Origin of the sequence: Thalassolituus sp. UBA6592, from assembly GCF_002433655.1 — a bacterium.
Taxonomy (GTDB): Bacteria; Pseudomonadota; Gammaproteobacteria; order Pseudomonadales; family Oceanobacteraceae; genus Venatoribacter.
This window is the reverse complement of sequence record NZ_DJIO01000170.1, coordinates 15,241-37,211: the sequence shown is the minus strand read 5'-3', so window position 1 is coordinate 37,211 and position 21,971 is coordinate 15,241. Positions and strand designations below refer to the sequence as shown.

The window sequence follows — 21,971 nt, the reverse complement described above, 5'->3', positions numbered from 1 at the left end:
TTAAACTGTGGGACAGCAGTGGGCAGTCGCCGGCTTTTCCGTCTCCGAATATCAGAGCATCCTGTATTCCTGAAGCCCTGATATTGCTGCTGCGTCAGATCTTACGACGTTGCATCGCAATCAGACCAAGCGGTAACAGCCACAGTGGATTGAACGGACCACCATCACTGCTGCCGCCTGCGTCAGCATCATCGTTGCCGGACTGGTCATCACCCGGCTCTGCAGGCGATGGGTCTGTTGGTGATGGTTCGGTAGGCGCAGGATCGACCGGAGCAGGATTGGTATCCGCCGCCATTTTAAGTGCTACAACAATCGGATCGTGATCGGAAGAACGGTAAGCATCCGCTGCAGCATAGTTATCGACTGAACGGTAGCTCTGGCCATTTTCTTCTGTTTCATAATCCATCAGGCTGTCTTCGACTGAGTTGATGTGCCAGGCATCGACGCTCACCACTTTCTCACTCAGACCACTGGTTGCCAGTGCGTGATCAAGACTGCCAAGGAAGCCACTGAAAGAGTATGAATATGGCTGCTCTTCGGTAGATGCCTCTGTGTACTTCAGGTTAGTGAAGCCAGCATCATAGAACACCTGCATCGGATCTTCCTTGCTGTAAGCATTCAGGTCGCCCAGGATGAGGAAATCATCTGCGCCGGAACCGGTTGGATCGGTTGCCAGAAACTGCACCAGCGCCTGAGCCGCTTTGGTACGGGTGATATTGCAGTTGCCCTGTCCGAGAGAACCTTCGTCAGGTTCGTCACAGGCTGAACCTTTGGACTTGAGATGGTTAACCGATACGGTAAATACACTGTCGTTAACACTGAAGCTCTGAATCAGTGACGGACGGTTTTTATTATCAATAAACAGCGGATTTTCATCTTCATCCAATGGTGAGTTGGAACTGTCGAGAACCACAGCTGATCCCACCAACGATACTTTATCAGCGCGGTAAATCAGACCCACACTGATTTCATCGGTACCGATATTCGCACTGCCAGGGTTAACAATGCTGTACTCATCACCGCTCGCCTGCACGGCATTCAGTTCGTTGACCAGCGTCTGAACTGCACTCAGCTCGCCAAAACCATCATTCTCGATTTCCATTAAACCGATAATGTCAGCGTTCATAGCATCCAGTGCTGCAACGATTTTATCGCTCTGCATCTCAAACGCTTCAGCGGTAGCGGCACCACGCGACGTCGGGAAGCCACCGCCTTCACCATCACCGTTAAAGTAGTTCAGAACGTTCATACCAACGATCACCAGATCAGCATCGGCAGCAATAACAGGCTCAGCCGTACGTGGATTGGTCGGGTCAATGGTCAGCTCATCGGGAACAATGGTGTAGTTTTCGTAGTAGGCGTGCATCACACCGGTAACGTCCACCACGGAATAACCGATCCGCATCGGGTTATCCGCAGAAAATCCGGAGTCATCCGGGAAAGGAATAAAGTCAGGATAGGCTGCAGACACACCGTCATCAATTAACAGCACATCCATTGCGCGGTTAATGACAGCATTCAGTGCTTCTTCACTGCCGGGTTCAGCAATTTCAGTACCCTGAAAATGCAGCTTTGACGAAACAACGAACTGACCATAATTACCGAAGCCATAACCGGTACCGTACAGGTCGCTGACCACCAGGTTCTGATTATTGCTGACCAGCATACCTTCCAGCGCTTCCCACTCTTCCAGGCCGCTGACTGGCAGTGTGATCTGAGTTACAGCAGGCAGTTCATTATCAGAAGAACAAATACTGAGATCCTCTACGCTATTTAACTGCGTAACACCACTGTACTCAGTGACGCTGGCCATCAGACGAACTTTATCGCCTACGGCTACGGCGTTTGCGTAGTTGTAAACAAAAACACCTTCAGAAGTCGCCGGGTTATTATCACTATCGGCATCTTCTTCCTGCAGCCAGAAACCGCTGTACTGATAAGAGCTGTCACCGTTCGCCAGATTACCGCCCTGCTTGTCCATGGTAACAATACCTTCGACAATCACAGTTTCACCATACAGTGGGCTGCGGTCGTTATTAATGTCGGTAATTTCGCCCTGCACGGCACTGATCAGATGATATGCGCTTTGCGTTGTTTCACCACAGGCGCCCAGCTCAACAGGCGCAGCACAGTTGTTTGCGGCACCCGGTGTAGGAGCAGCCTGAGTATAAGAATCGGTATTGCGCGCACCACCGGAACCATTGGCACAACGCTGCATGGAATGCCCATCTTTGTTACCCGACCCGCCTTCATTCACCTGTGACTGGCCACTGTTTAATAATGGCAGCAGGCCGGCATCATCAGCGTCGTTGGTGTCGTATACCAATGCATCTGCCAGACCTTCTGTGGTCACCGCTGCCGGTGAATTATTCAGATAAAGTGCCACAGCATCAGCGCCGTTCTGAATACTGACACCCGGCGTATAATCGCAACTGTCGCTGATATCACTGGCATCACCACACACGACGAAATACCCGTCGGCATCGGTACTGTAGCCGGTCAGCGCTACCGTTTCATAAGCTGTATCGCTGCTGCCGTTAAAAAATACCAGTGAGTAGCCATCAAGTGATGTATTGCCATCACCGCCATCAAACAGTTCGATAAATTCAGCGGTATCAGTCCCTGACTGATCTGCATCCACTTCGTTAATCACAAGATCGGCGTGAGCTGAAACACCTATTGAAAGTGCGGTGAGCATCCCTGCCGATGCAGATAAAATCTTCATACAAATCCCCAATACATTTTATTGTAATGGGCCATTTAGCCCGGAACTTGTTACAGATAATTTTATTTTTTATTACTGCTTGAGTGATTTCAGGTGACAGACCGGTTGCAGTTTAATGACAAAGGAAAGGTAAACAGGAAAAACAGACAAAGGGGAGAGAACTCTTACTGACGCCATGAGTATCCGCAGCGAACATCTGCTCAGCTTCAGATCACCGGAGCTGAGTTCATAATACGATCGTACTCACCACTTTCTTTTAATTTCAGCAAACCTTCATCCAGCAGTTTTGCATAGCGGCTGGACGATTCATTCTGGCGACTGAAGGCAATATAAATATCGCTGATGTGGTTGGTGTAGCCTTTTTCGTAAGCACTTTTATCGAGAAACTGGCTGGACATAATATAGTCGTAAACATGATCAAACATAATCGCTACGTCTACCCTGTCATTCAGTAACAGCGCCAGCATCTGAGTTTGTTTGGACACTTCAATCAACTTAAAGCGCTTTTTATTGTGCTCAAATTCCTGACCATATTCGTAGCCGTTAATAACCGCGACCCGGGTGCCATCGGGAATATCTTCCGGACGATGAAAATCCCTTGCCTGCCCGCGTTTATAAAAATAAGACGCTGCGGCCTGAAATAACGGCACACTGCCGAAGATATAATCTACTTCTGTGCTGGGCTGGCGGGTCACATTCCAGCAGGCGTCAACGCTGCCGCCTTTGGTCATGTTCAGGGCCCGGGCGTAGGGAACCGTCTGCACATTCAGTGTAATGCCGGATAATTTAAAGGCCGCTTCTGCTAATTGCCGCGAATAGCCATTACCACTGGCATCGGAAAACGGTGGCCAGGCATCTTCTGCAGCAACATCCAGTGTCTCGGCAAAGAGCTGAACACTGAAAAGAAAGGTCAATAAAGCCCACCAACGCATAAGATGGCCACACCCTGAATATGTAAAAACGAATTGTTTATTATACCCGCATCAATAACAAGTGATTTTGTAAGTTATGGCCATCCAATAACTCAGCAGCAATCAGCTCTATACGGCTTTCATCCGGCTGGCGGGTCGGCATTTCGGTTAATACCCCGTCACGCATATTAATCACCAGTGGCCCCTCATCGGTAATCACAATACCTTTTGCCCGCTCGACATCCAGACCACCCAACCAGCTGCGGATTTTTTCTGCCGAAAACACCCACTTGTCCGTAATTAACCAACCAACAGAAAAGTGCCCTTGGCCAGAATTTTCCAATAATAAAATATCTTCGTTTTCCGCCAGTGCCACCTGCGGTGACAGGCTGTCTTTGGCATGCTGATGATCGTGAGCATGGGGATGCTGAGCAACACGTTGAGGATTATATTCAGACTGCAACAGCCGGATATCCATCTCGCCCTGCCGGGTCCAGGCGCTGGCCGATTTTGCCGGCTGACTGTCCGCCAGTAAGTGCTCAAACGCTGCACGGTCTTTTTCCGTAGCCAGATCGGTTTTATTGGCCACCAGCACATCCGACAGCTGAATCTGATCCACCCAAACATCATTACCTGTGTAGCGGCTGTCACTGATGTGGCGGGGATCCAGAATGCAGACATTCGCGCCCGGACTGAGTAAATCGCGATAATGCTCGTTGCTCAGGGTGGCGAGAATATTGCGCGGATGGCCAAGGCCGGTGGGCTCGATCAGCAGCACATCCGGTTTTTCTTTGGCGATCAACATATTCAGGCCGATCTGAAAAGGCAGGCCGGAGACACAGCATAAACAGCCGCCGGGAATCTCTTTTACCACGGCGCCCTGACTCTGCAGCACTGCACCATCAACACCGACTTCGCCAAACTCGTTAACCAGTACGGCCCACTTTTCATCCTCTGGCTTTTGTTTGAGGAGATTAAGAATGGCGGTGGTTTTACCCACCCCCAGAAATCCGGTGATCAGATGCGTACGTATCATGGGTTACTCCAGCAAGAATTGTTATAGAGTAACACTAATCAGATAAATCCCGTAATACACTCAGCGGCGCAACATTCACTGTACGGCGCATCAGCCACATACCGGGGAGCGCCAGCCCGGCCGCGGCAGCAAATGGCAGCCACAACCAGACCCAACCCTGACCGGAATACGGAATATCCAACAGACCGGCATACAGCGCGAAGCACACCGCCTCGCTGCCAGCCAGTGCCAGCAAGGCGGAGAATCCGCCCAGCAGAGCAAATTCCGTCAGCTGACTGCGACGCAGAAAGGCTGAATCCCCGCCCAGGGTACGCACCACAGCACCTTCACGCAGGCGTTCCGGCATTGCCGCCACCAGAGAGGACAGCATTACCAGCAATGCCGCCGCCAATACGAAAATAAGAATCACCTCAACCGCCAGCGAGACCTGCTGCAACAGAGTCTGAATCTGACTCAGCACGGCCTGAATATCGAGCAGCGTCACGCCCGGATATTCGCGGATCATGGCGGTCAGCAATGCCTGCTGCTGTGGTGGTAAATAGAAACTTGTGATGTAGCTGGCCGGAAGCGCTGCGAGAACATCCGGCGAGAACATCATGTAGAAGTTTGGCGTCATCGCCGTCCAGTCGACGGTGCGGATGCTGCTGACGGTGACTTCAAACGCCTGACCACCGGCATTGAAGCCGAGTTTATCGCCCATGGCCACGCCCAGGCGTTCAGCCAGCCGCTGCTCCATCGACACTTCCATCGTGCCGTTGTTCAGGCTGTCCCAGCTGCCTTCAACAATCTCGTTGGAATCCGGCAAATCAGCATCGGCGGTCAGCGCCAGATCGCGGTTAATCGCCGGGTCTTTGGCCACATTCAGCTCCTGCACACTGACACCGTTAATGGTCAGTAAACGTCCCGGCACCATGGGATAAAGCTTTTCATGCTGCAGTCCGTTCTGCTCCAGCGTGGCACGGAAATCATCCACTTCGTAATTCTGAATATTAATCGCGAAGACATTCGGTGCTTTCTCCGGCAGGCTGGCCTGCCAGTCGGCGAGCAGATCCGTACGCAGCCCACCGATCACCACCATGACCATCAGCGTCAGCGCAAACGCCAGAATCTGGCCGGCACTCTGGCGGCTGTTACGGCTGATATGCTGCCAGGCGAAGCGCACAACCAGAGGTAATGTTTTCTGCGCAAAACGACGCTGCAGAAAACGGATCAGTAACACCAGCAGCACCAGCATCAGCAGCACCAATACGCTGCCTCCGCCCATCATCCCCAGCGTCAGGGGCAGATCGTCAGTAAACAGATACAGCAGCAGAGTCAGCGCCGCCAATGCCAGTACGGTGACGAACCAGCCGGCCAGAGGCACAGGCTCAAGATCGCGGCGCAGCACTCTGAGCGGCGTCACCCGCGCCAACGGCATAATGTACGGCAACGCAAATCCGAGCAGGGTTATAAGACCTGAGCTGGCGCCCAGCAGCCAGGCCGAAAGAGGTGCAGGTGGCAGATCCGCAGGCACCACACCAGCCAGTAAATGCAGTAGCAGGGTCTGCAGACCCGCGGCCAGTAACAGCCCCAAAACAGTGGCGAAGACGCCCAGCATCACCAGCTGCCAGGCATAAATACTCCACACCTGTCGCTGGGCCAGACCAAAAGTGCGCATCAGCGCGCTGATATCAAAATGGCGCGAAGCATAACGGCGGGCGCTGATCGCCACCGCGACACTGGCCAGCACCACAGACAGCAACGCCGCGATGCCGAGGTAGCGTTTGGCGCGGTCGAGCGTGCGCGACACCGCCTGATTGCCGTCTTCCAGTGATTCAAACTTCTGGTTCGGCAGCAGCTCACGGAAACCACGCCACTGCTCTATCGCATCAGCATCCCCGCTGACCAGAATCCGCCAGCGCAGACGGCTGCCGGCCGCGGTAAGTCCGGTGCCATCCAGATCCTGCCAGTTCATCATCAGCCGCGGCGATAAATTATAGAAATTACCTCCGCGGTCACTTTCTTCAGTGATGATGCCGCTTACCGTGAAGACCGATGTGCCCAGTTCCAGTGGATCACCAACAGCCGCACCCAGCAGTGCCAGCAGTCTGGGTTCAACCCAGACCTCACCAGGCAACGGACCATGACTCATGGCCTGTCCGGGCTGTTGTGCGTCTTGAGTTACTTTCAGGGTGCCGCGTAACGGATAACCATCGTCCACGGCTTTAACCGCCGCCAGCGTCATCTCATCGCCAAACAGCACCACCGAGGGGAAGGTCAGAATCCGGGCGGTATTCAGACCCAGAGACTGCGCCTCTTCGCGCCATGCCGGATCCGGTTCAGAGGTCGATTGCAGACGCAGATCAGCACCCAGCATATCGTTGGATTTGGCTTCCATTGCCAGTTCGAGGCGGGCACTGAACAGCGCGATGGCGGTGGTCGAGATCACAGCAATCAGCAGAGCGGCAAGAATCAGACTGAGTTCACCACTGCGCGCTTCCCGCCACAACAGGCGGCTGGCCATACGCAGGATCACAGGCGTTCCTCCGGACGGCTGTGGCTGGCATCAGCAGCGCGTTCTTCAAGCACGCCGCCCTGCATATGCACACAGCGCTGACAGCGTTCCGCCAGACGGTCATCGTGGGTGACCAGAATCAGCGTTGTGCCCTGGGCCTTATTCAGCTCAAACAACAGGTCTTCCACCTGACGTCCGGTATTGCTGTCGAGATTGCCTGTGGGTTCATCGGCAAACAGAATTCTGGGATGACCGGCAAACGCCCGGGCAATCGCTACCCTTTGCTGCTCGCCACCGGATAACTGCGCCGGATAGTGCAACTGGCGCTCACCCAGACCCACTTTCTGCAGCAGCTCCGCCGCCTGCTGACGGGCATTTTTTTCACTGCGGATTTCCAGTGGCAGCATGACATTTTCCAACGCAGTTAAGCCTGGCAGCAGCTGAAAATTCTGAAACACAAAGCTCACACCGGAGGCTCTGACTGCAGCACGCTGGTCTTCATCCAGCTGCGATAACGACTGCCCGAGTAAGACCACATCACCGGAGGTCGGCAGATCCAGACCCGCCATAATGCCCAGCAAAGTCGACTTACCACTGCCTGACGTGCCGACGATGGCAACGCTTTCACCCGACTTGATATCAATATCGACGCCCTGCAAGATGGTCAGCTTCTGGGAACCGGTTGCTACGGTTTTCGTCAGAGATTGAATCCGGAGAGCATATTCAGTGGTATTGCCTGTGTCGTTATCTGCCAGCATAAAAATCCGTCGTCTGTTTAATTCGCCATTAACCAATGTGAAAAATCTGTTGCTTATGGTTCTGCTGTTACCGGCGCTTGCCCGGGCAGAACCTGTTGTTCTGATTGTAGGAGATAGCATTAGTGCCGGATTTGGAATCCCTGTGCAACAGGGCTGGGTGGCATTAATGCAAAATGCGCTGGAACAGGATGTTCCGCAGCTTAAGATCGTCAACGCCAGCATCAGCGGCGATACCACCGTCGGCGGCCGCAATCGCCTGCCAGACCTGCTGTCGGAGCACAAACCACAGCTGATGATTCTGGAGCTGGGAGGCAATGATGCGCTGCGTGGCATGCCTTTGCAGAACATTCGTAAAAATTTGCAAAGTATGGTCAAAAGCGCCCAACAGGCGGGTACCGATGTGATTTTGCTCGGTATGCAGATACCGCCTAATTATGGCGCGCGCTATACCGAAGGCTTCCGTAAGCTCTATCAGGAAGTCAGTGAGGCGGAAAATATTCCGCTGGTACCTTTTGTTCAGGCGGAGTTTATTCTGCAGGACGGCATGCTGCAGGATGACGGCATTCATCCGACCGAAAAAGCTCAGCCGCTGATCATGAAACCTGTCCTTGAGGCAGTACAGCAGTGGCGCAGCAGCGCCAGTCAGTAACTCAGAGCAGTCGTAAATCAACACAGCAGAGAGTGTTTATGTCAGTCAAACTCGATTTTTTAACAACGCTGGCAACCACAGCCGGAGAAGAAATCCGTCGTCAGCGCAGCCAGCTGGATATCCGTTTTAAAGGCGGTGATGAACTGGTGACTCAGGCCGATGTGGCCGCCGACCAGATTATCCGCGACAGTATTCAGAGCAATTATCCGGATCATCAGATTCTGTCGGAAGAACTGGCTCCGGATGCCGATACCAACCATGAGCATTTATGGATTATCGATCCTATCGATGGCACGGTAAATTACGCACACCATCATCCGCAGGTGGCAATTTCCATCGCTTATTACCATAAAGGGTCGGCGCAGCTGGCGGTGGTACACAACCCGTTTCTGGAAGAAACCTTCAGCGCAGAAAAAGGTGCCGGCGCATGGTTAAATGGTGAAAATATTCACTGTGCTGCAACTGAAGATTTACGCCGCGCTATTGTCGCAACCGGCTTTCCTTACCATAAAAATACGATTCCGCAGTTAATTAACCGTCTGTCATACATACTGGAAAAGTGTGCTGATCTGCGGCGTTTGGGTTCCGCCGCACTGGATATCTGTTGGGTCGCCTGCGGACGCCTGGATGCCTACTATGAAACGGTAAAACCCTGGGATTTTGCCGCGGCGCAGTTAATTGCCCGGGAAGCCGGTGCGCAGTTTGGCCACTTTCATCAGCCACCCGCCGGAGAAAATCCGGAGATCTGGAGTGAAAATATTCTGATCAGTGTGCCTGCGCTGTTTGAGCCGATAAAATCACTGTTACAGCAGGCGGATGCTGATTAATCTGCCTGTTCTGAAATGGTTATTCATCAGACGCCAGCAAAGATAATGCGGCAGGAATACGTTTTATTTCAGCAGGGCTGAAGTAACGGTTTTTGTAGGCATTTAACAGACGCTCACGCTCAGTGTCGCCTAACTGCTGTACCGCCAGAGAGTCGGTATATTTTTTATATTCTCGCAGGCGTTCACGCCAGGCCTGCTGTTTTTCATCCACTGCTGCTAAACGCTGCGCAACTTCTTCACCAAAGGTTGCCACCCGCCAGCTGTGAATTTCATCATCGCCGGCACCTGCGGCGCGCATATCCGCTTCGCTGCTGCGCATACTGATAACGGAGCGGGAACGTTCGCGCATATCACGGATATTCTGTGGCAGAACGTCATCAGAGACACCCGCCGGATCACCACCGGCACGGGCGACGCGTATACGCTCCAGGGTGTAGCTGTCGATGGCTTCATCTTCGGCAAAAAATGCTTCAACAACGTCGGGCTGCAGCCATTCACGGCGCAATCTCTGCTGCCATTGCAGACGCGCAGCCATGGCATCAAAGTCTGCTCCGGCGAGACGCTGGCCGGTTTGTTCATCGTATTCACCCAGAGCCGCCAGATAGCCCAGATAATTATCCAGCAACGTCATTGCCTGCTGCTGACCCGGTTGTATTAACTGCGAAATTTCACTGTGCATCGCCGCAATAATATCGTCGAGAGGTAATTCCCCGCGGGCAGACAAATAAAAATCAATCCAGCGTTTCAGCGCCATATCTATGATCAGATTGCCCTGCAGATCCGTTCGCAATAAACCATCAGCACTGGCACCGCGGAATGTTTTCAATTCGTTCAGCTTAATGTCTGTCTGATCATCCTGATGAAAAGAAGCCAGCACGGCAACCTGCCCTGTCATCACCTCTGTCGCATGTTCAGAAGCGACCCGCACCTGAGGTTCAGTGAGCATACCCACAGCCCAGATAGCAATTCCGCAAATGGTCAGAGCAATGGCACCGTGCAATGGCTTCATCATCAGAGTCCTGCGTTCTTCAGTCGATTAGCGTGAGTACGGAAAACAGTCAGCGGGTCAGTATCCTGCAGATCATGAATACCCAGTGACTGATTGATTTCATCCAGATGCGTCATAGCAAAATCGTTACGGATCACCATGCCCAGTCCGGCAGCACAGGCACCGACGAAGCCATCATTGGCAACACCTTCAGGGAAGAAAGTACCGAATGTGGCGGTAACAAATTCCAGCGGATCGAGCAGATTGGTGACAGACTCAGCACCTGCCCAGGAGTAGTAACGCACGCCGTTATATTCATAATCGCCTTCGCCACAGTCTGTTGCCGGAATGCCACCGGGGTGCTGTGCATTAAAAGCTTCTGTTGCCGCAGTGGTCATAGAACCTACGGAAGCCATGACGTCCAGCTCCTGATTGGCACCGGAAAGAAAATCAACAGCCGCAGACAGAGTGCCAATAGCAGCATCAAACGCGGCGCCAAAAACCGCCTGATTTTCAGACCATTCCATCAGCGTATCCGCTACCGGCGTCGCTTTGTTCACCCCGGAAACACCGGTAACCGACGCCACCAGATCAGGTCGTACCGAAGCGACATAACGACTGGTCGGACTGCCATGGCTATGGCCGATCAGATTTACTTTTTCCGCACCGGTGATCGCCAGAATTTCTTCTACCTGTTGCAATAACTGTTCTCCGCGATATTCCGGAAAATTCGTATTGGAAACCGCTACGGTAAACACATCGGCGCCATCTTCCTGCAGGGTTTCAGCCACTTTATAAAAATATTCAATGCCTAGCACTGAATCAAAACCGAGAAAACCGTGCACCAGTACAATCGGGTAGCGGGTTTCCGTATAACCGGTTTGTGGTGTTTCCGACATCGCCATTACCGGCACAGAAAACAGAGTCGTAGTCAGAGCGGCGCCAAGCGCTGCAGCAGCAATTATTTTTTTCATTATTATTTGCCTGTTGTTTTTATTTTTCTTTTTATTTTTTAATTGTTATCGGGTTTATCTTCAGAGTTTTTTATCGGTTGTTATGCTTTTTATAATTTATCCGGGACGACAGGCTCCGGGTTATGCATGAGTCGTACGATTTTAGTGGAATCTCTCCGCTACCATAGGACAAGTCAGGACAGCCTGAAGACATTACCTCAGGAACAGAGCGAACGGCTCTGCCCCTGAAATAATTAGTCAAAACTGATCAGACTGACGTTACAGGCCCGCAGATTTCAGGCGATTGGCATGGGTGCGGTAAACAGCGACCGGGTCGGTCTCGTTGATATCATGTAAACCAAGGAACTGATTGATTTCATCCAGATGATTCATCACAAAATCATCGCGGATCACCATCCCCAGATGCGCGTCACAGGCACCAACAAAGCCGTCGTTGACCTGCCCTTCGGGGAAAAACTGGCTGAATGCCACGGTAATCAGATCCATAGGGTCGAGCGCAACCGTAGTCGGATCAGCACCCGCCCAAGAGTAATAACGTACGCCGTTATATTCGTAATCGCCTTCGCCACAGGCACTGTCCGGGATGCCTCCGGGGTGCTGCTGATTGAACACCACCGCGCGCTCAGAGGTCATTGAGGCAATGGCGATCATAGCGTTCACATCATCATAGTCAGCGCCGGAAATCAGGTTCAGCGCTTCTGCAGCAAGATTCACAATGCCACCGAAGATGGCATCAAATGCCGCAGAATCCTCCGCTGTGGCGATCAGTGTATCGGCGATCGGCGTGCCTTTGTTCACACCGGAAACCGAGGTAACAGATGCCACCAGCTCAGGGCGGACAGACGCCACATAGCGGGTAGTCGGTCCGCCATGACTGTGACCAATCAGATTCACCCGTTGCGCACCGGTTAATGCCAGAATTTCCTCAATCTGCGGAATCAGTTCTTCGCCGCGTACTTCCGGAGTATTGGCATTGGGAACGGTAACCACATAAACGTCCGCACCACCTTCCTGCAACGCTTCTGTTATCTGATACCAGTAATCAATGCCCAGCATGGTATCCCAGCCAAGAAAGCCGTGAACCAGCACAATCGGATAGCGGGTTTCGGTATAACCAGTCTCCGGAGCAGCAGACATGGCTGAGACATGGAAGCTGAGTGTCATGCTCAGCAGAGCGGCGATCGTCATTAATTTTTTCATATTGTCGTCCTGTTATTATTTTTATTCATCAACTCCGCTAAAGGAGTTCGCATCGTGCATTGGCATTTATTGTTGTGCCGGTCAGCGGGCACAGTCTAGAAAGGTCCAATGGGATGTACAGGACGGAGTGAGACATACGTACCGACAATACAGGCCAGCTAACTTGCCAACCCCAAAGCCCCATACCAGAGACTGAATTCTGTAGTTATATACGTACATACGTACATAAAAAAGGCCCGACAGAGTGTTTCTGTCAGGCCTTGATCGTGCAGCAACCGCGGCGTTCAGCCGGGCTGGCAATATTAAGTGGCTGCCTCAGTATTGGATTTTACTGAGTGAAAAGCGACGTCTGCTGCGCATGCAGACTCTGCGCCTGCGCCAAGGTACGGCGGACAATTTCTTCTACCGTGACCACGTCACTGATCAGACCCTGAGTCTGACCAATAAACTGCACACCTTTGTTCAGGTCACCATCAATGGTGGCAGCCTTGAGGCGTGGCACACTGGCACCGAAGTAGGCCAGCAGCAGAATCTTATCCATCATTGCCAGCATACCCAGCATGATTTTCCACACCGGCTGTTTAACGATACGTGCGGCTTTGGTTGCCTCGATAAACGCCTTGATCAGATTCATCGGACGACGGGTCTCTTTCTGTGAACGCGGCGTCTTCATGACCCGCGCCCACAGGCCGTCAAAGTTCTTTGAGTAAATCGTATCCTGCTCGCCACGCTCGATCACGGCCTGCTTGGTATTGGCATGCAAGGGGGATTCAAGACTGGTGGCAAAGCGCGAGCCCATGGCGATACCTTCAGCCCCCAGCGATAACGCCGCCAGCAGGCCGCGGCCATCAGCGAAACCGCCGGTTGCGATTACCGGGATATCCACTTTTGCGGCGATGGCTGGTACCAGTACCAGTGAGGTGACATCACCGCCGTGGGCCGCAGCTTCATGGCCGGTTACCAACAGGGCATCAGCACCGATTGCCTGAGCAGACAGTGCGTGCTTTTCAGATACCACGGTAGCAATCACCTTGCCGCCGTATTCATGGGCACGTTTTACCAGCCAGTCACCTTTACCCAGCGAGAAGTTAATCACCGGCACCTGCTCCTGCAGCGCCACTTCGGCATTCTCTTTGGCCCCGGGCATCAACAGGGTCACCCCGATACCAAAAGGTTTATCTGTCAGTTCACGGATTTCGCGGATGGCGGCACGGGTATCCTCTGGCGTCAGCGGGCCACTGGCGAGAATGCCCAGCCCTCCGGCGTTGGACACCGCGGCGACCAGCTGCGGAGTGGAGATCCAGCTCATGCCGGGCAGAATCAACGGGGCTTCGATCCCCAGCAGTTCAGTGATACGGGTTTTCATAGGATTATTGACTGTTAAAAACAGCAGCAGTGACTAAAAGATAACAGTCATTTTACTGACAGAAGACCCGGCTGGCGAGTCCTGGCACGGCAGCGCCAATCTGAGATGGCGGAACTGCCGCTGAAGGTGTGTGTTATTGCGCGACAGCAGTATCGCCGATGGGGTCGCGCCGGTGGCTATTGACGAAGGCAATGGCGTCTTTCACTGCCGTTTTTACCGCGTCAGTGTTCTCTGCCAGCTCCGTCGGCGTCATGTAAAACGCCATATCGACTTCAAAGCGGATATACCGCGCTGGCAGACGATTAAGGGCAACACAGGCGATATCCGCCAGGTAGTCGACGTCGTTAATGCGTTCATGGCCAGCCATGGTGCGCAGTATTTCCTCAGCCACCAGCTGCTCATAATAATTACGGATGTGATTATTGATGCTCATAGTCCCTCCTTCGCTCTGCTAAGCGTAGCACTTCCGCAATTTCCTGCTTTACTTTAGCTGTAGCAAACCACTTGGATTCACAGCCACAGGATACGTTTATGAAACTGGTGCAGGACCTGATGACACGGGAATTACTGACCCTGAAGCCGGATAACAGCCTGCAGGATGCAGAGAAGCTGATGAAGGAGCACCAGATCCGCCATATTCCGGTTGTGAACGACGATGGCAGCATTGCCGGTATGCTGACACAGAAGGAGTTTCTGGCTCAGGCTTTCCGCATCACCGATAAATTTGGTGCGCACCATCTGCAGGAATATCTGGCAAAAACGCCTTTGAGTGACTGTGCTGAAACCAATTACCTGCAGGTCGCACCGACCATGACACTGGCAGAGGCCGGCCGTAAGCTGAAAGAGAAGCGCCACGGCTGCCTGTTGGTGTGTGATGAAAATAATCGCCTGAGCGGCCTGCTGACCTCCCAGGACTTTCTGCGTCTGGCGATTATTCTGCTCGACTGAGCATGAAATACTCCGCCAGCGTTACGGATAACGCTGACAGATCTCATCAATGCGGGCACGGTGCTTAATCACCGCTGCCACGCAGGCCTGATCCAGTTCATGGGATGAGGCCATGCGCTGCATTTCTTCCTGTACCCGATCAAACGGCCAGGCTTCCTTGTAGCTGCGCTTACTTAACAAAGCATCAAGAATATCGGCAACAGCAATAATCCGCGCTTCCAGTGGTACTTCGCCATTTTCACAGCCAAGGTAGCCACTGCCATTCAGTTTTTCGTGGTGATATTCGACGATATTGCGCAGCATCTCGCTGTGCTCCATATCGCCCAGAGCAAAATGAGAAATAGCCTGATCCACCATGTCGCGACCCACCGTCACATGGCGCTTCATTTCTTCAAATTCCGCCTCTGTCAGCCCGCCTTTTTTATGCAGAATGCTGTCAGAGATAGCGACCTTGCCAATATCGTGCAACGGCGCAAATAAGGTCAGGTATTCAATAAATGCATCACTCAGCTGCCATTGAGCCTGCAGCTCACGCCCGATAATACGCGCGTACGCTGCCATCCGCCGGACATGCGAATCGGTTTCAATGGAGCGGCGACCGGTGACGTCCGTAGCAAAGCTCACCAGTCCCTGCATCTTTTCCACAGCATCCTGCTCGCGGATCAGCTGCTGGCCAATCAGATGGCCCCATATGTTGCAGTACGCCAGCTTCGCCGGATCGAAATACTCCATGCGGGTAGAATTCAGAAACAGAAAACCCATCAGCCGGCCATCGTGGTACAGCGGCATACTGAAGCTGGAACGATAGCCCTGACTGAGCAGCGCCTCAGTATGCTCTGACATAACATCACCGCGGAATACACGCATATCCGGAACCACACGCACGGTATGAGTATCGGCCATATGCTTCAGCGATGGCACATCACCCAGGCACACAGAGTAACCCAGCAGAGGGGAAGCAAAGTCACTCTCATAAATAAACGTCGATAACTGATCATCATCACTGTTGTACAGCGCCAGAGCAAAACGTTGAATGCCCTCATATTGCTCACGCAGCACACGGTACAGATGTTCCAGCCGCTCAATAAACTGCATGGAGTGACCCAATGCAGCGTATGGATCTTTGAGTTCTAGCGGTTCATGCATAACGGTTTCCAGGTTCTGAGGGGCTGCCCCACCACCAGACTTAATACGCCGGCAGAATTGGCAGACCCTTTTTTGCGTCAATCAAGTAAACATACCACAGGCCAGAGCCGTCAGTGGAAGCTTTGCCCAAAGCATTTAATTCTATGTATGACGCATATCAATGCGGGGTTACAGTCACAGGCATAGCCTGAAAGTAGCCCTTAATGTAAGCCTGAACCTGACTACAGCTATACCTGACATTCAGGCACAGGCAAGACCCCCCTTAATACAAAAACAGGTGATGTATGGATATCAGCCAGATAAAACAACAACTTATGGATCGACAGGCCGTTCTTGAAGCACGTGCGGATAAAACTGCCCGGGATGCCAGCCATCAGGATGAAGCGGTACCGGCGGACTTTGCTGAGCAGGCAACCGCGCGCGAAAACGATGACGTACTGCGCGCCATTGCGGATGAATCGGTGAATGAAATCAACCAGATTAAAGCGGCGCTGGCGCGTATTGAGGCAGGAACTTACGGTGAATGCAGTGCCTGTGGTGAAGACATTGCCGCTGAACGCCTGGCCGCAGTGCCTTACACAACCCTGTGCGTAAAGTGCGCCTCAACACAAGCTCAGTAATCCAAAGTTGAACAAGCCATGCTATGGCAACCGGACAGTCATCAGCTGCGGCTGACATTACTGTCCGGCGCCTGCTGACTCAGATCATCAGCGTTCCCCTGCTTCCGGGTCACGGCCTTTTTCCAGCTGTGCCCGCTCAGCTTCCAGCGCCATAATCAGTAAACGATCCAGCTTCTTCTCCAGCTGCTCCATGCGCACTTCCATTTTTTCCAGCTGCTGAGCATGAAGACGTTCTTTATCAAAAAGATCTTCTTCTTCACGTTGCATAAAAAAAGCAGAAAAACTGGCAGTCATCATGGCGAACAAGCCAATCCCCATCAGAATCAGCACAGACCCGAATAACCGCCCGGCGGTGGATCCCGGCACAATATCGCCGTAGCCAACCGTCGTCACCGTCACCCAGGCCCACCAGATTCCATCGAGCGGAGTATCCACATTCGGATCGATTACCGCCATCAGAGTGCCGGCCATCACGATAATAATAAAGCTCACCATCAGCGTAGGGCCGAGGTGATTTTTCCCCATAATTTTCTGAAAACTGCCGGACATATTCATCAGCATGGTGAACATCGCCAGCAGACGCAGCGTACGCAAACCGCCGGCATAAGGCAGGTATTCCCACAGCAGAGGCATACCGGCGATCACAATCACCAGATTGCTCCAGTTGGTCATCAGGTAGCGTTTTTTATTATCAACCAGGGCGCTGAGAATCAGGGTTTCCAGCAGAAAAAAGGCCCACAAAAACCAGTCAGTGATGTAAGCAAACGGCAGTGGTTTATCCGCCTGCGCTTCAAGATACCATTCAAAGATGATCCACAAAGCAATACCGATCATCGGCCATTCGAAATAACGCCCGACCATTCGCGCCCGGGCATTTTCCCGGACATCCACGCCGGATAAACCAATAACACTGGAAATAGACACCATCATGGCCAGACATCCCGTACGCTGTGTAATTCTGCGGTGACAACACCAGAATATAAAAAACCCATATTCCAGCTTAAACCAGAATATGGGTTTTGTGGCAGATTATCCGCAATGTTATTGCACCAGATGAAGATTTCAGAACTGTGGTTCTACGATCACTTCACTGCTGGTTGAGTTGGCGATAAAGCAATGATCATGCGCTTTTTCATGCATGGCTTTTATTGCCGCTTCATCAGGAATTTTTTCACCCGTGAAAACAGCTTTCGGTGTCAGACGAATGACCGACACCCAGAATTTACCGTCTTCGCGCTGAGCAATTTCAGCGCTGGCTGTATCACGGTAGGATTTCACCTGCAGACGCTTTTTCGCCGCCAGAGCGAGAAAGGTCTGCATATGACAACTGGCCATCGCAGCGGCCAGCAACTGTTCCGGATCGGCACCGAAATCATTGCCCGCACCACCAGCAGGAACGCTCAGCTGTGGTTTGAATTCAATATCATGACGACGTTCAAACCCTTCATGGGAGAACTCACCTGCGCGCGCCCAGTTCACATGGATAATATGCTCAGACATTCAGCCTCCGCTACCTGCTGTTTATTGCAGTGTTTTGGTCAGAGTAAATGCACCGCGCAGTTCACCAACGTTGAATCCGGTCGCTGCATCGTCAGGATACAGTTCAGATAAACGGGCTTTGACTGGCTCAGTTAATTCCGCACCATGACAGGTAACACACAGCGGTTTGGTGGGAATCGCTTTCATATAACGGAATTCGTTATCTGACAGCAGTGTCGCTTCCATCATCTGTGGGCTTTCGCCGGCTTTGATACGCGCATCAAAGGATTTCAGCGTTTCTGTTTCCCACTCATCCGGTGCATTGCCGGGGTTGCGGATTTTCAGTGCCGTGCGCCCCACCTGCCATTCCCCCTGACTGAGCTGACTGGCAATGGCCGGTGCCTGCACATTACACAGACCGATTGCTTCCACCGGACCCGAGCTTTTAATTCCCTGTTTCAGGGTTTTCATCAGCGACTGACCCAAAGCCTGAGCCTGTTGACGTGCTTCTGCGGTTAATACATCCACCTCTGCCGCCTGAACACTGCCGGCACTTAATGCCACTGCCATCATCAGATAACGCATAATCAGAACCTTCCCTGCTAATTATTTATACATGCTCGGATCGACTTCCACTTTGTGCACAGAGCCGGACCAGCCATCAAAGCCACCCACCAGCATGCGAACATTGTCGAAGCCCATCTGTTTTAAAGTATGCGCTGCCAGCGTGCTGCGCCCGCCGTTTTTGCAATACAGCAGAATTTCAGCAGCCGGATCACACAGTGCCGGATGATCACCAACACGGAATTCCAGAACACCGCGCGGAACATTAACGGCACCCGGTAAATGCCCCATATCAAATTCGGCAGGCTCGCGTACATCGAGTACAACCGCACCTTTTTGTAACAAGGCTTCTGCTGCTGCGGCATCGACCGGATTAACCGACTCGCCCGCTGCTTTCAAAAGATCTTCTTTGCTCAGAGCCATAATTATCTCCTGTTGTTTTTCTGTGACGACAAAGCGTCGGTTAAACCAACATTTAAATTACCAGATAAGCATACAGAAATAACACCTCTGTGACAGCTTCATTTACCGTATCTTTTGTCGCACCCGCGCTTCACTCTGCGCTCAGCTGACCCACCATAAAATACCGGCCAGCATCAGTGGCCAGCCAACATAGGGGCTGAACAGAAGGCGAAAGAATTTAAGCACAGGAACATAGCCAAGGCCGTGCACAAAACCGGCTCCGGTACCGACAAATGTCAGCAACAGCAGGATACGGTCAACAACAGGATAGCTGATCCAGGGATCGTGCTGAGTAAACATCAGCAGAACAGCCAGTGCGAACGAACCGGCCAGAGACAGGAAACGGGCCCAGCCCGCATACAGCGGGCCGAACGCTTTATAGTCAGGTGCGCTCATACGCTCCCTTACTCTTATTTATCCGCATCGCGGTCAAAGTCCTCGTTATTCTCAAGCCACATGGCATTCAGAATACCGAAAGAACACGCCAGCAGAACACCTAAAATCCAGGCAAAGTACCACATAATTTTCTCCTCAGTGGCGGGCTTACCCGCCACCTGTTAAAGCCACTCAGTAAGTGCTGTATTTGTTGTCTTCGATAAAATCTGTGGTCAGACGGCCACGCATTTTGTAGTAACCCCAGGCTGTGTAAGACAGCACAATCGGTACGAAGACCATGGCAACCCAGAACATAATATTCAGTGTCATTTCACTGGATACCACATCCCACATAGTCAGTGACTGAGATGGGTTGGTACTGGATGGCATCACGAACGGGAACAGACTGACACCGGCAGTCAGAATGATACCGGCAATCGCCAGTGAGCTGCTGACAAATGCCAGTGCGCCACGGTTAGCCGCAGACATAGCGGCCGTCAGCAACAACCCTGCAAATGCAACCACAGGCGCCAGGATAGTGATCGGATATTCGCTGTAATTAGACAGCCAGGCACCTTCACGTACTTCCACAACTTTATCCAGCGGAGTGATAACACCACCCGGATCAACTGCAGTTGAAGTGATCACCATGCCATCGATACCCATTGCCAGCCACACGCCCGCCAGAGCGAACAGTACGGTCACAACAATCGCCATCAGCAGCGCAGTTTTACGCACACGCTCATGCAGATCACCGGCTGTACGCATCTGCAGATACGTCGCACCGTGCATCACCAGCATACCCAGACTGACCAGACCGGCCACCAGAGCAAACGGGTTCAGCAGTGCCCAGAAAGAACCTGTGTAGGTTGAACGCATAAACTCGTCGATACCAAAAGGAACGCCTAACAGCAGGTTACCGAAGGCCACACCGAACACCAGCGAAGGTACAGCACCACCAATGGTCAGACCCCAGTCCCAGGCACCACGCCAGCGTGGATCTTCCACTTTAGAGCGGTATTCAAAACCCACCGGACGGAAGAACAGTGCGAACAGAACCAGCAACAGAGCCCAGTAGAAACCGGAGAAAGCAACGGCATAAACCACAGGCCACGCAGCGAAAATGGCACCACCGGCAGTAATAAACCACACCTGGTTACCATCCCAGTGCGGACCCACACTGTTGAGCATTACCCGACGCTCAGAGTCGGTACGACCGACCACACGCAGCAACGAAGTAACACCCATATCGAAGCCGTCGGTGACGGCGAAGCCAATCAGCAGTACACCGATCAGCACCCACCAGATAACTTTTAAAACTTCATAATCCATGATCTGCTCCTTACGCCGGATCTTTTACTGCCTGAGCCGGTGCAGCGGAAGCACCAGAGGCATTCTGTTCATGGTGATAACGGCCGGTATGCAGAGCAGAAGGCCCCATGCGACCAAATTTGAACATCAGATAAATCTCTGCCACCAGCAGCAGGGAATACAGTGCGATAAAGCTGCCCAGGCTGAGGAAAAGATCGGTCATGGTCAGACTGGATACCGCCAGATGAGTCGGCAGCACTTCACCGATCGCCCATGGCTGACGACCAAATTCCGCCACAAACCAACCGGTTTCACATGCCAGGAATGGCAATGGAATGGCCCACAGGTGCGCTTTCAGCAACCATGGTTTCTGTTCCATGTTGTGACGGATGCTGGACCAGAAAGAAGTCGCAATCATCAGCAGCATCAGGAAACCAATGGCCACCATAATGCGGAAGCTCCAGAACATAGGGGCAACCTGAGGAATACTGTCTTTGGCAGCCATTTTGATCTGCTCGTCAGTCGCATCGACCACGTTTTCAGTGTATTTCTTCAGCAGCAGGCCGTAACCCAGGTCGTCTTTTAATGCATCAAACGCAGCAACGGTTGGTTCAGATTTATCACCGGCGCGCATTTTTTCCAGCAGGCCGTAAGCTTCCATACCGCGATGAATGCGTTCTTCGTGTTCAGCCAGCAGATCTTTAATACCGACCACTTCTTCATCCAGCGAGCGGGTAGCAATCAGGCCCAGTACACCCGGAATTTTGATCGCCCCGTGAGTTTCCATATCGTCCTGGCTCGGGAAGCCAATCAGAGTGAAATCCGCGGGCGCTTCCTGAGTTTCCCATTCCGCTTCAATGGCAGCCAGTTTGGTTTTCTGTACGTCACCAATTTCGTAACCGGATTCGTCACCAAGAATAATCACGGAAAGAATCGCAGCAAAACCGAAGCTTGAAGCAATCGCAAATGAACGACGGGCAAATGGCAGATCGCGTTTTTTCAGCATGTAGTAGCTGGAAATACCCAGCACAAACATGGCACCTGTTACATAACCGGCAGAGGTGGTGTGAACAAATTTAACCTGAGCAACCGGGTTGAAAAGTACTTCAGCAAAGCTGGTCATTTCCATACGCATGGT

General features: G+C 52.4%; 23 protein-coding genes. 4 read left to right on the top strand and 19 right to left on the bottom strand.

Translation table 11 applies throughout. From position 1 onward, the window contains the following. Positions 1 to 94: 94 nt before the first annotated feature. From B2Z72_RS17395 to B2Z72_RS17375, 5 genes are all read right to left on the bottom strand, one after another. Positions 95 to 2,725, bottom strand: a complete 2,631-nt coding sequence (locus B2Z72_RS17395) for an ExeM/NucH family extracellular endonuclease (protein WP_296982640.1) — start codon at positions 2,723 to 2,725, stop codon at positions 95 to 97. Positions 2,726 to 2,931: 206 nt separating this feature from the next. Further along, positions 2,932 to 3,657: a substrate-binding periplasmic protein gene (locus B2Z72_RS17390; protein ID WP_296982639.1), complete on the bottom strand. Its 726-nt coding sequence runs from the start codon at positions 3,655 to 3,657 to the stop codon at positions 2,932 to 2,934. A 40-nt stretch (positions 3,658 to 3,697) separates the two neighbouring features. Continuing rightward, positions 3,698 to 4,672 (bottom strand): CobW family GTP-binding protein, encoded by a 975-nt coding sequence (locus B2Z72_RS17385; protein ID WP_296982638.1) that lies wholly within the window; start codon positions 4,670 to 4,672, stop codon positions 3,698 to 3,700. Between the two features lie 34 nt (positions 4,673 to 4,706). After that, complete coding sequence (locus B2Z72_RS17380) at positions 4,707 to 7,187, bottom strand: ABC transporter permease (protein WP_297005419.1); 2,481 nt, start codon at positions 7,185 to 7,187, stop codon at positions 4,707 to 4,709. After that, a complete protein-coding gene (locus B2Z72_RS17375) occupies positions 7,184 to 7,924 on the bottom strand; it encodes an ABC transporter ATP-binding protein (RefSeq protein ID WP_296984328.1) in 741 nt (246 codons plus the stop codon). The genes B2Z72_RS17380 and B2Z72_RS17375 overlap by 4 nt, the downstream gene beginning before the upstream one ends. On the opposite strand from B2Z72_RS17375, the gene B2Z72_RS17370 reads away from it, so the two are divergent. Both B2Z72_RS17370 and B2Z72_RS17365 read left to right on the top strand, forming a co-directional pair. Next, positions 7,905 to 8,573 carry an arylesterase gene (locus B2Z72_RS17370; RefSeq protein ID WP_296984329.1) on the top strand — a complete coding sequence of 223 codons (669 nt, stop codon included), beginning with the start codon at positions 7,905 to 7,907 and terminating at the stop codon, positions 8,571 to 8,573. The genes B2Z72_RS17375 and B2Z72_RS17370 overlap by 20 nt on opposite strands. 38 nt (positions 8,574 to 8,611) lie before the next feature. Further along, entirely contained in the window at positions 8,612 to 9,400 is a 789-nt protein-coding gene (locus B2Z72_RS17365; RefSeq protein ID WP_296984330.1) for an inositol monophosphatase family protein, read from the top strand. 19 nt (positions 9,401 to 9,419) lie between these two features. Here B2Z72_RS17365 and B2Z72_RS17360 read toward each other — a convergent pair whose 3' ends face one another. From B2Z72_RS17360 to B2Z72_RS17340, 5 genes are all read right to left on the bottom strand, one after another. Beyond that, positions 9,420 to 10,412: a lipase secretion chaperone gene (locus B2Z72_RS17360; protein ID WP_296984331.1), complete on the bottom strand. Its 993-nt coding sequence runs from the start codon at positions 10,410 to 10,412 to the stop codon at positions 9,420 to 9,422. Then, positions 10,412 to 11,362 carry a lipase family alpha/beta hydrolase gene (locus tag B2Z72_RS17355; protein WP_296984333.1) on the bottom strand — a complete coding sequence of 317 codons (951 nt, stop codon included), beginning with the start codon at positions 11,360 to 11,362 and terminating at the stop codon, positions 10,412 to 10,414. The genes B2Z72_RS17360 and B2Z72_RS17355 overlap by 1 nt, the downstream gene beginning before the upstream one ends. A 258-nt stretch (positions 11,363 to 11,620) precedes the next feature. Beyond that, on the bottom strand, positions 11,621 to 12,562 hold the full coding sequence (locus B2Z72_RS17350; protein WP_297005417.1) for a lipase family alpha/beta hydrolase: 942 nt from the start codon (positions 12,560 to 12,562) through the stop codon (positions 11,621 to 11,623). 328 nt (positions 12,563 to 12,890) lie between these two features. Then, positions 12,891 to 13,928 (bottom strand): NAD(P)H-dependent flavin oxidoreductase, encoded by a 1,038-nt coding sequence (locus B2Z72_RS17345; RefSeq protein ID WP_296985123.1) that lies wholly within the window; start codon positions 13,926 to 13,928, stop codon positions 12,891 to 12,893. A gap of 133 nt (positions 13,929 to 14,061) precedes the next feature. After that, positions 14,062 to 14,361 (bottom strand): late competence development ComFB family protein, encoded by a 300-nt coding sequence (locus tag B2Z72_RS17340; protein ID WP_296985125.1) that lies wholly within the window; start codon positions 14,359 to 14,361, stop codon positions 14,062 to 14,064. Between the two features lie 98 nt (positions 14,362 to 14,459). Here B2Z72_RS17340 and B2Z72_RS17335 point away from each other — a divergent pair, with 98 nt between their 5' ends. Further along, positions 14,460 to 14,876 (top strand): CBS domain-containing protein, encoded by a 417-nt coding sequence (locus B2Z72_RS17335; protein ID WP_296985127.1) that lies wholly within the window; start codon positions 14,460 to 14,462, stop codon positions 14,874 to 14,876. Positions 14,877 to 14,897: 21 nt separating this feature from the next. On the opposite strand, the gene B2Z72_RS17330 is transcribed toward B2Z72_RS17335, so the two are convergent. Continuing rightward, the gene (locus B2Z72_RS17330; protein WP_296985129.1) at positions 14,898 to 16,022 is read right to left on the bottom strand and encodes an HD domain-containing protein; all 1,125 of its coding nucleotides are present in this window, start codon (positions 16,020 to 16,022) and stop codon (positions 14,898 to 14,900) included. A 284-nt stretch (positions 16,023 to 16,306) separates the two neighbouring features. On the opposite strand from B2Z72_RS17330, the gene B2Z72_RS17325 reads away from it, so the two are divergent. Beyond that, a complete protein-coding gene (locus B2Z72_RS17325) occupies positions 16,307 to 16,642 on the top strand; it encodes a TraR/DksA family transcriptional regulator (RefSeq protein ID WP_296985131.1) in 336 nt (111 codons plus the stop codon). An 87-nt stretch (positions 16,643 to 16,729) separates the two neighbouring features. Here the strand turns inward: B2Z72_RS17325 and B2Z72_RS17320 are convergent, their stop codons facing one another. From B2Z72_RS17320 to B2Z72_RS17285, 8 genes are all read right to left on the bottom strand, one after another. Continuing rightward, complete coding sequence (locus B2Z72_RS17320) at positions 16,730 to 17,572, bottom strand: ion channel (protein WP_296985132.1); 843 nt, start codon at positions 17,570 to 17,572, stop codon at positions 16,730 to 16,732. Between the two features lie 132 nt (positions 17,573 to 17,704). After that, positions 17,705 to 18,142, bottom strand: a complete 438-nt coding sequence (locus tag B2Z72_RS17315) for an OsmC family protein (protein ID WP_296985133.1) — start codon at positions 18,140 to 18,142, stop codon at positions 17,705 to 17,707. A 21-nt stretch (positions 18,143 to 18,163) separates the two neighbouring features. After that, the gene (locus B2Z72_RS17310; protein ID WP_296985136.1) at positions 18,164 to 18,706 is read right to left on the bottom strand and encodes a Tll0287-like domain-containing protein; all 543 of its coding nucleotides are present in this window, start codon (positions 18,704 to 18,706) and stop codon (positions 18,164 to 18,166) included. Between the two features lie 21 nt (positions 18,707 to 18,727). Next, complete coding sequence (locus tag B2Z72_RS17305) at positions 18,728 to 19,108, bottom strand: rhodanese-like domain-containing protein (protein ID WP_296985137.1); 381 nt, start codon at positions 19,106 to 19,108, stop codon at positions 18,728 to 18,730. A 141-nt stretch (positions 19,109 to 19,249) separates the two neighbouring features. Further along, positions 19,250 to 19,543: a cyd operon YbgE family protein gene (locus tag B2Z72_RS17300; RefSeq protein WP_296985139.1), complete on the bottom strand. Its 294-nt coding sequence runs from the start codon at positions 19,541 to 19,543 to the stop codon at positions 19,250 to 19,252. A 14-nt stretch (positions 19,544 to 19,557) separates the two neighbouring features. Next, complete coding sequence (gene cydX, locus B2Z72_RS17295; protein ID WP_296985140.1) at positions 19,558 to 19,668, bottom strand: cytochrome bd-I oxidase subunit CydX; 111 nt, start codon at positions 19,666 to 19,668, stop codon at positions 19,558 to 19,560. 46 nt (positions 19,669 to 19,714) lie between these two features. Then, positions 19,715 to 20,857, bottom strand: a complete 1,143-nt coding sequence (gene cydB / locus B2Z72_RS17290; RefSeq protein WP_349676757.1) for a cytochrome d ubiquinol oxidase subunit II — start codon at positions 20,855 to 20,857, stop codon at positions 19,715 to 19,717. 7 nt (positions 20,858 to 20,864) lie between these two features. After that, positions 20,865 to 21,971 (bottom strand): cytochrome ubiquinol oxidase subunit I (locus B2Z72_RS17285; protein WP_297005415.1); only part of this gene is annotated, 1,107 nt, incomplete at its 5' end.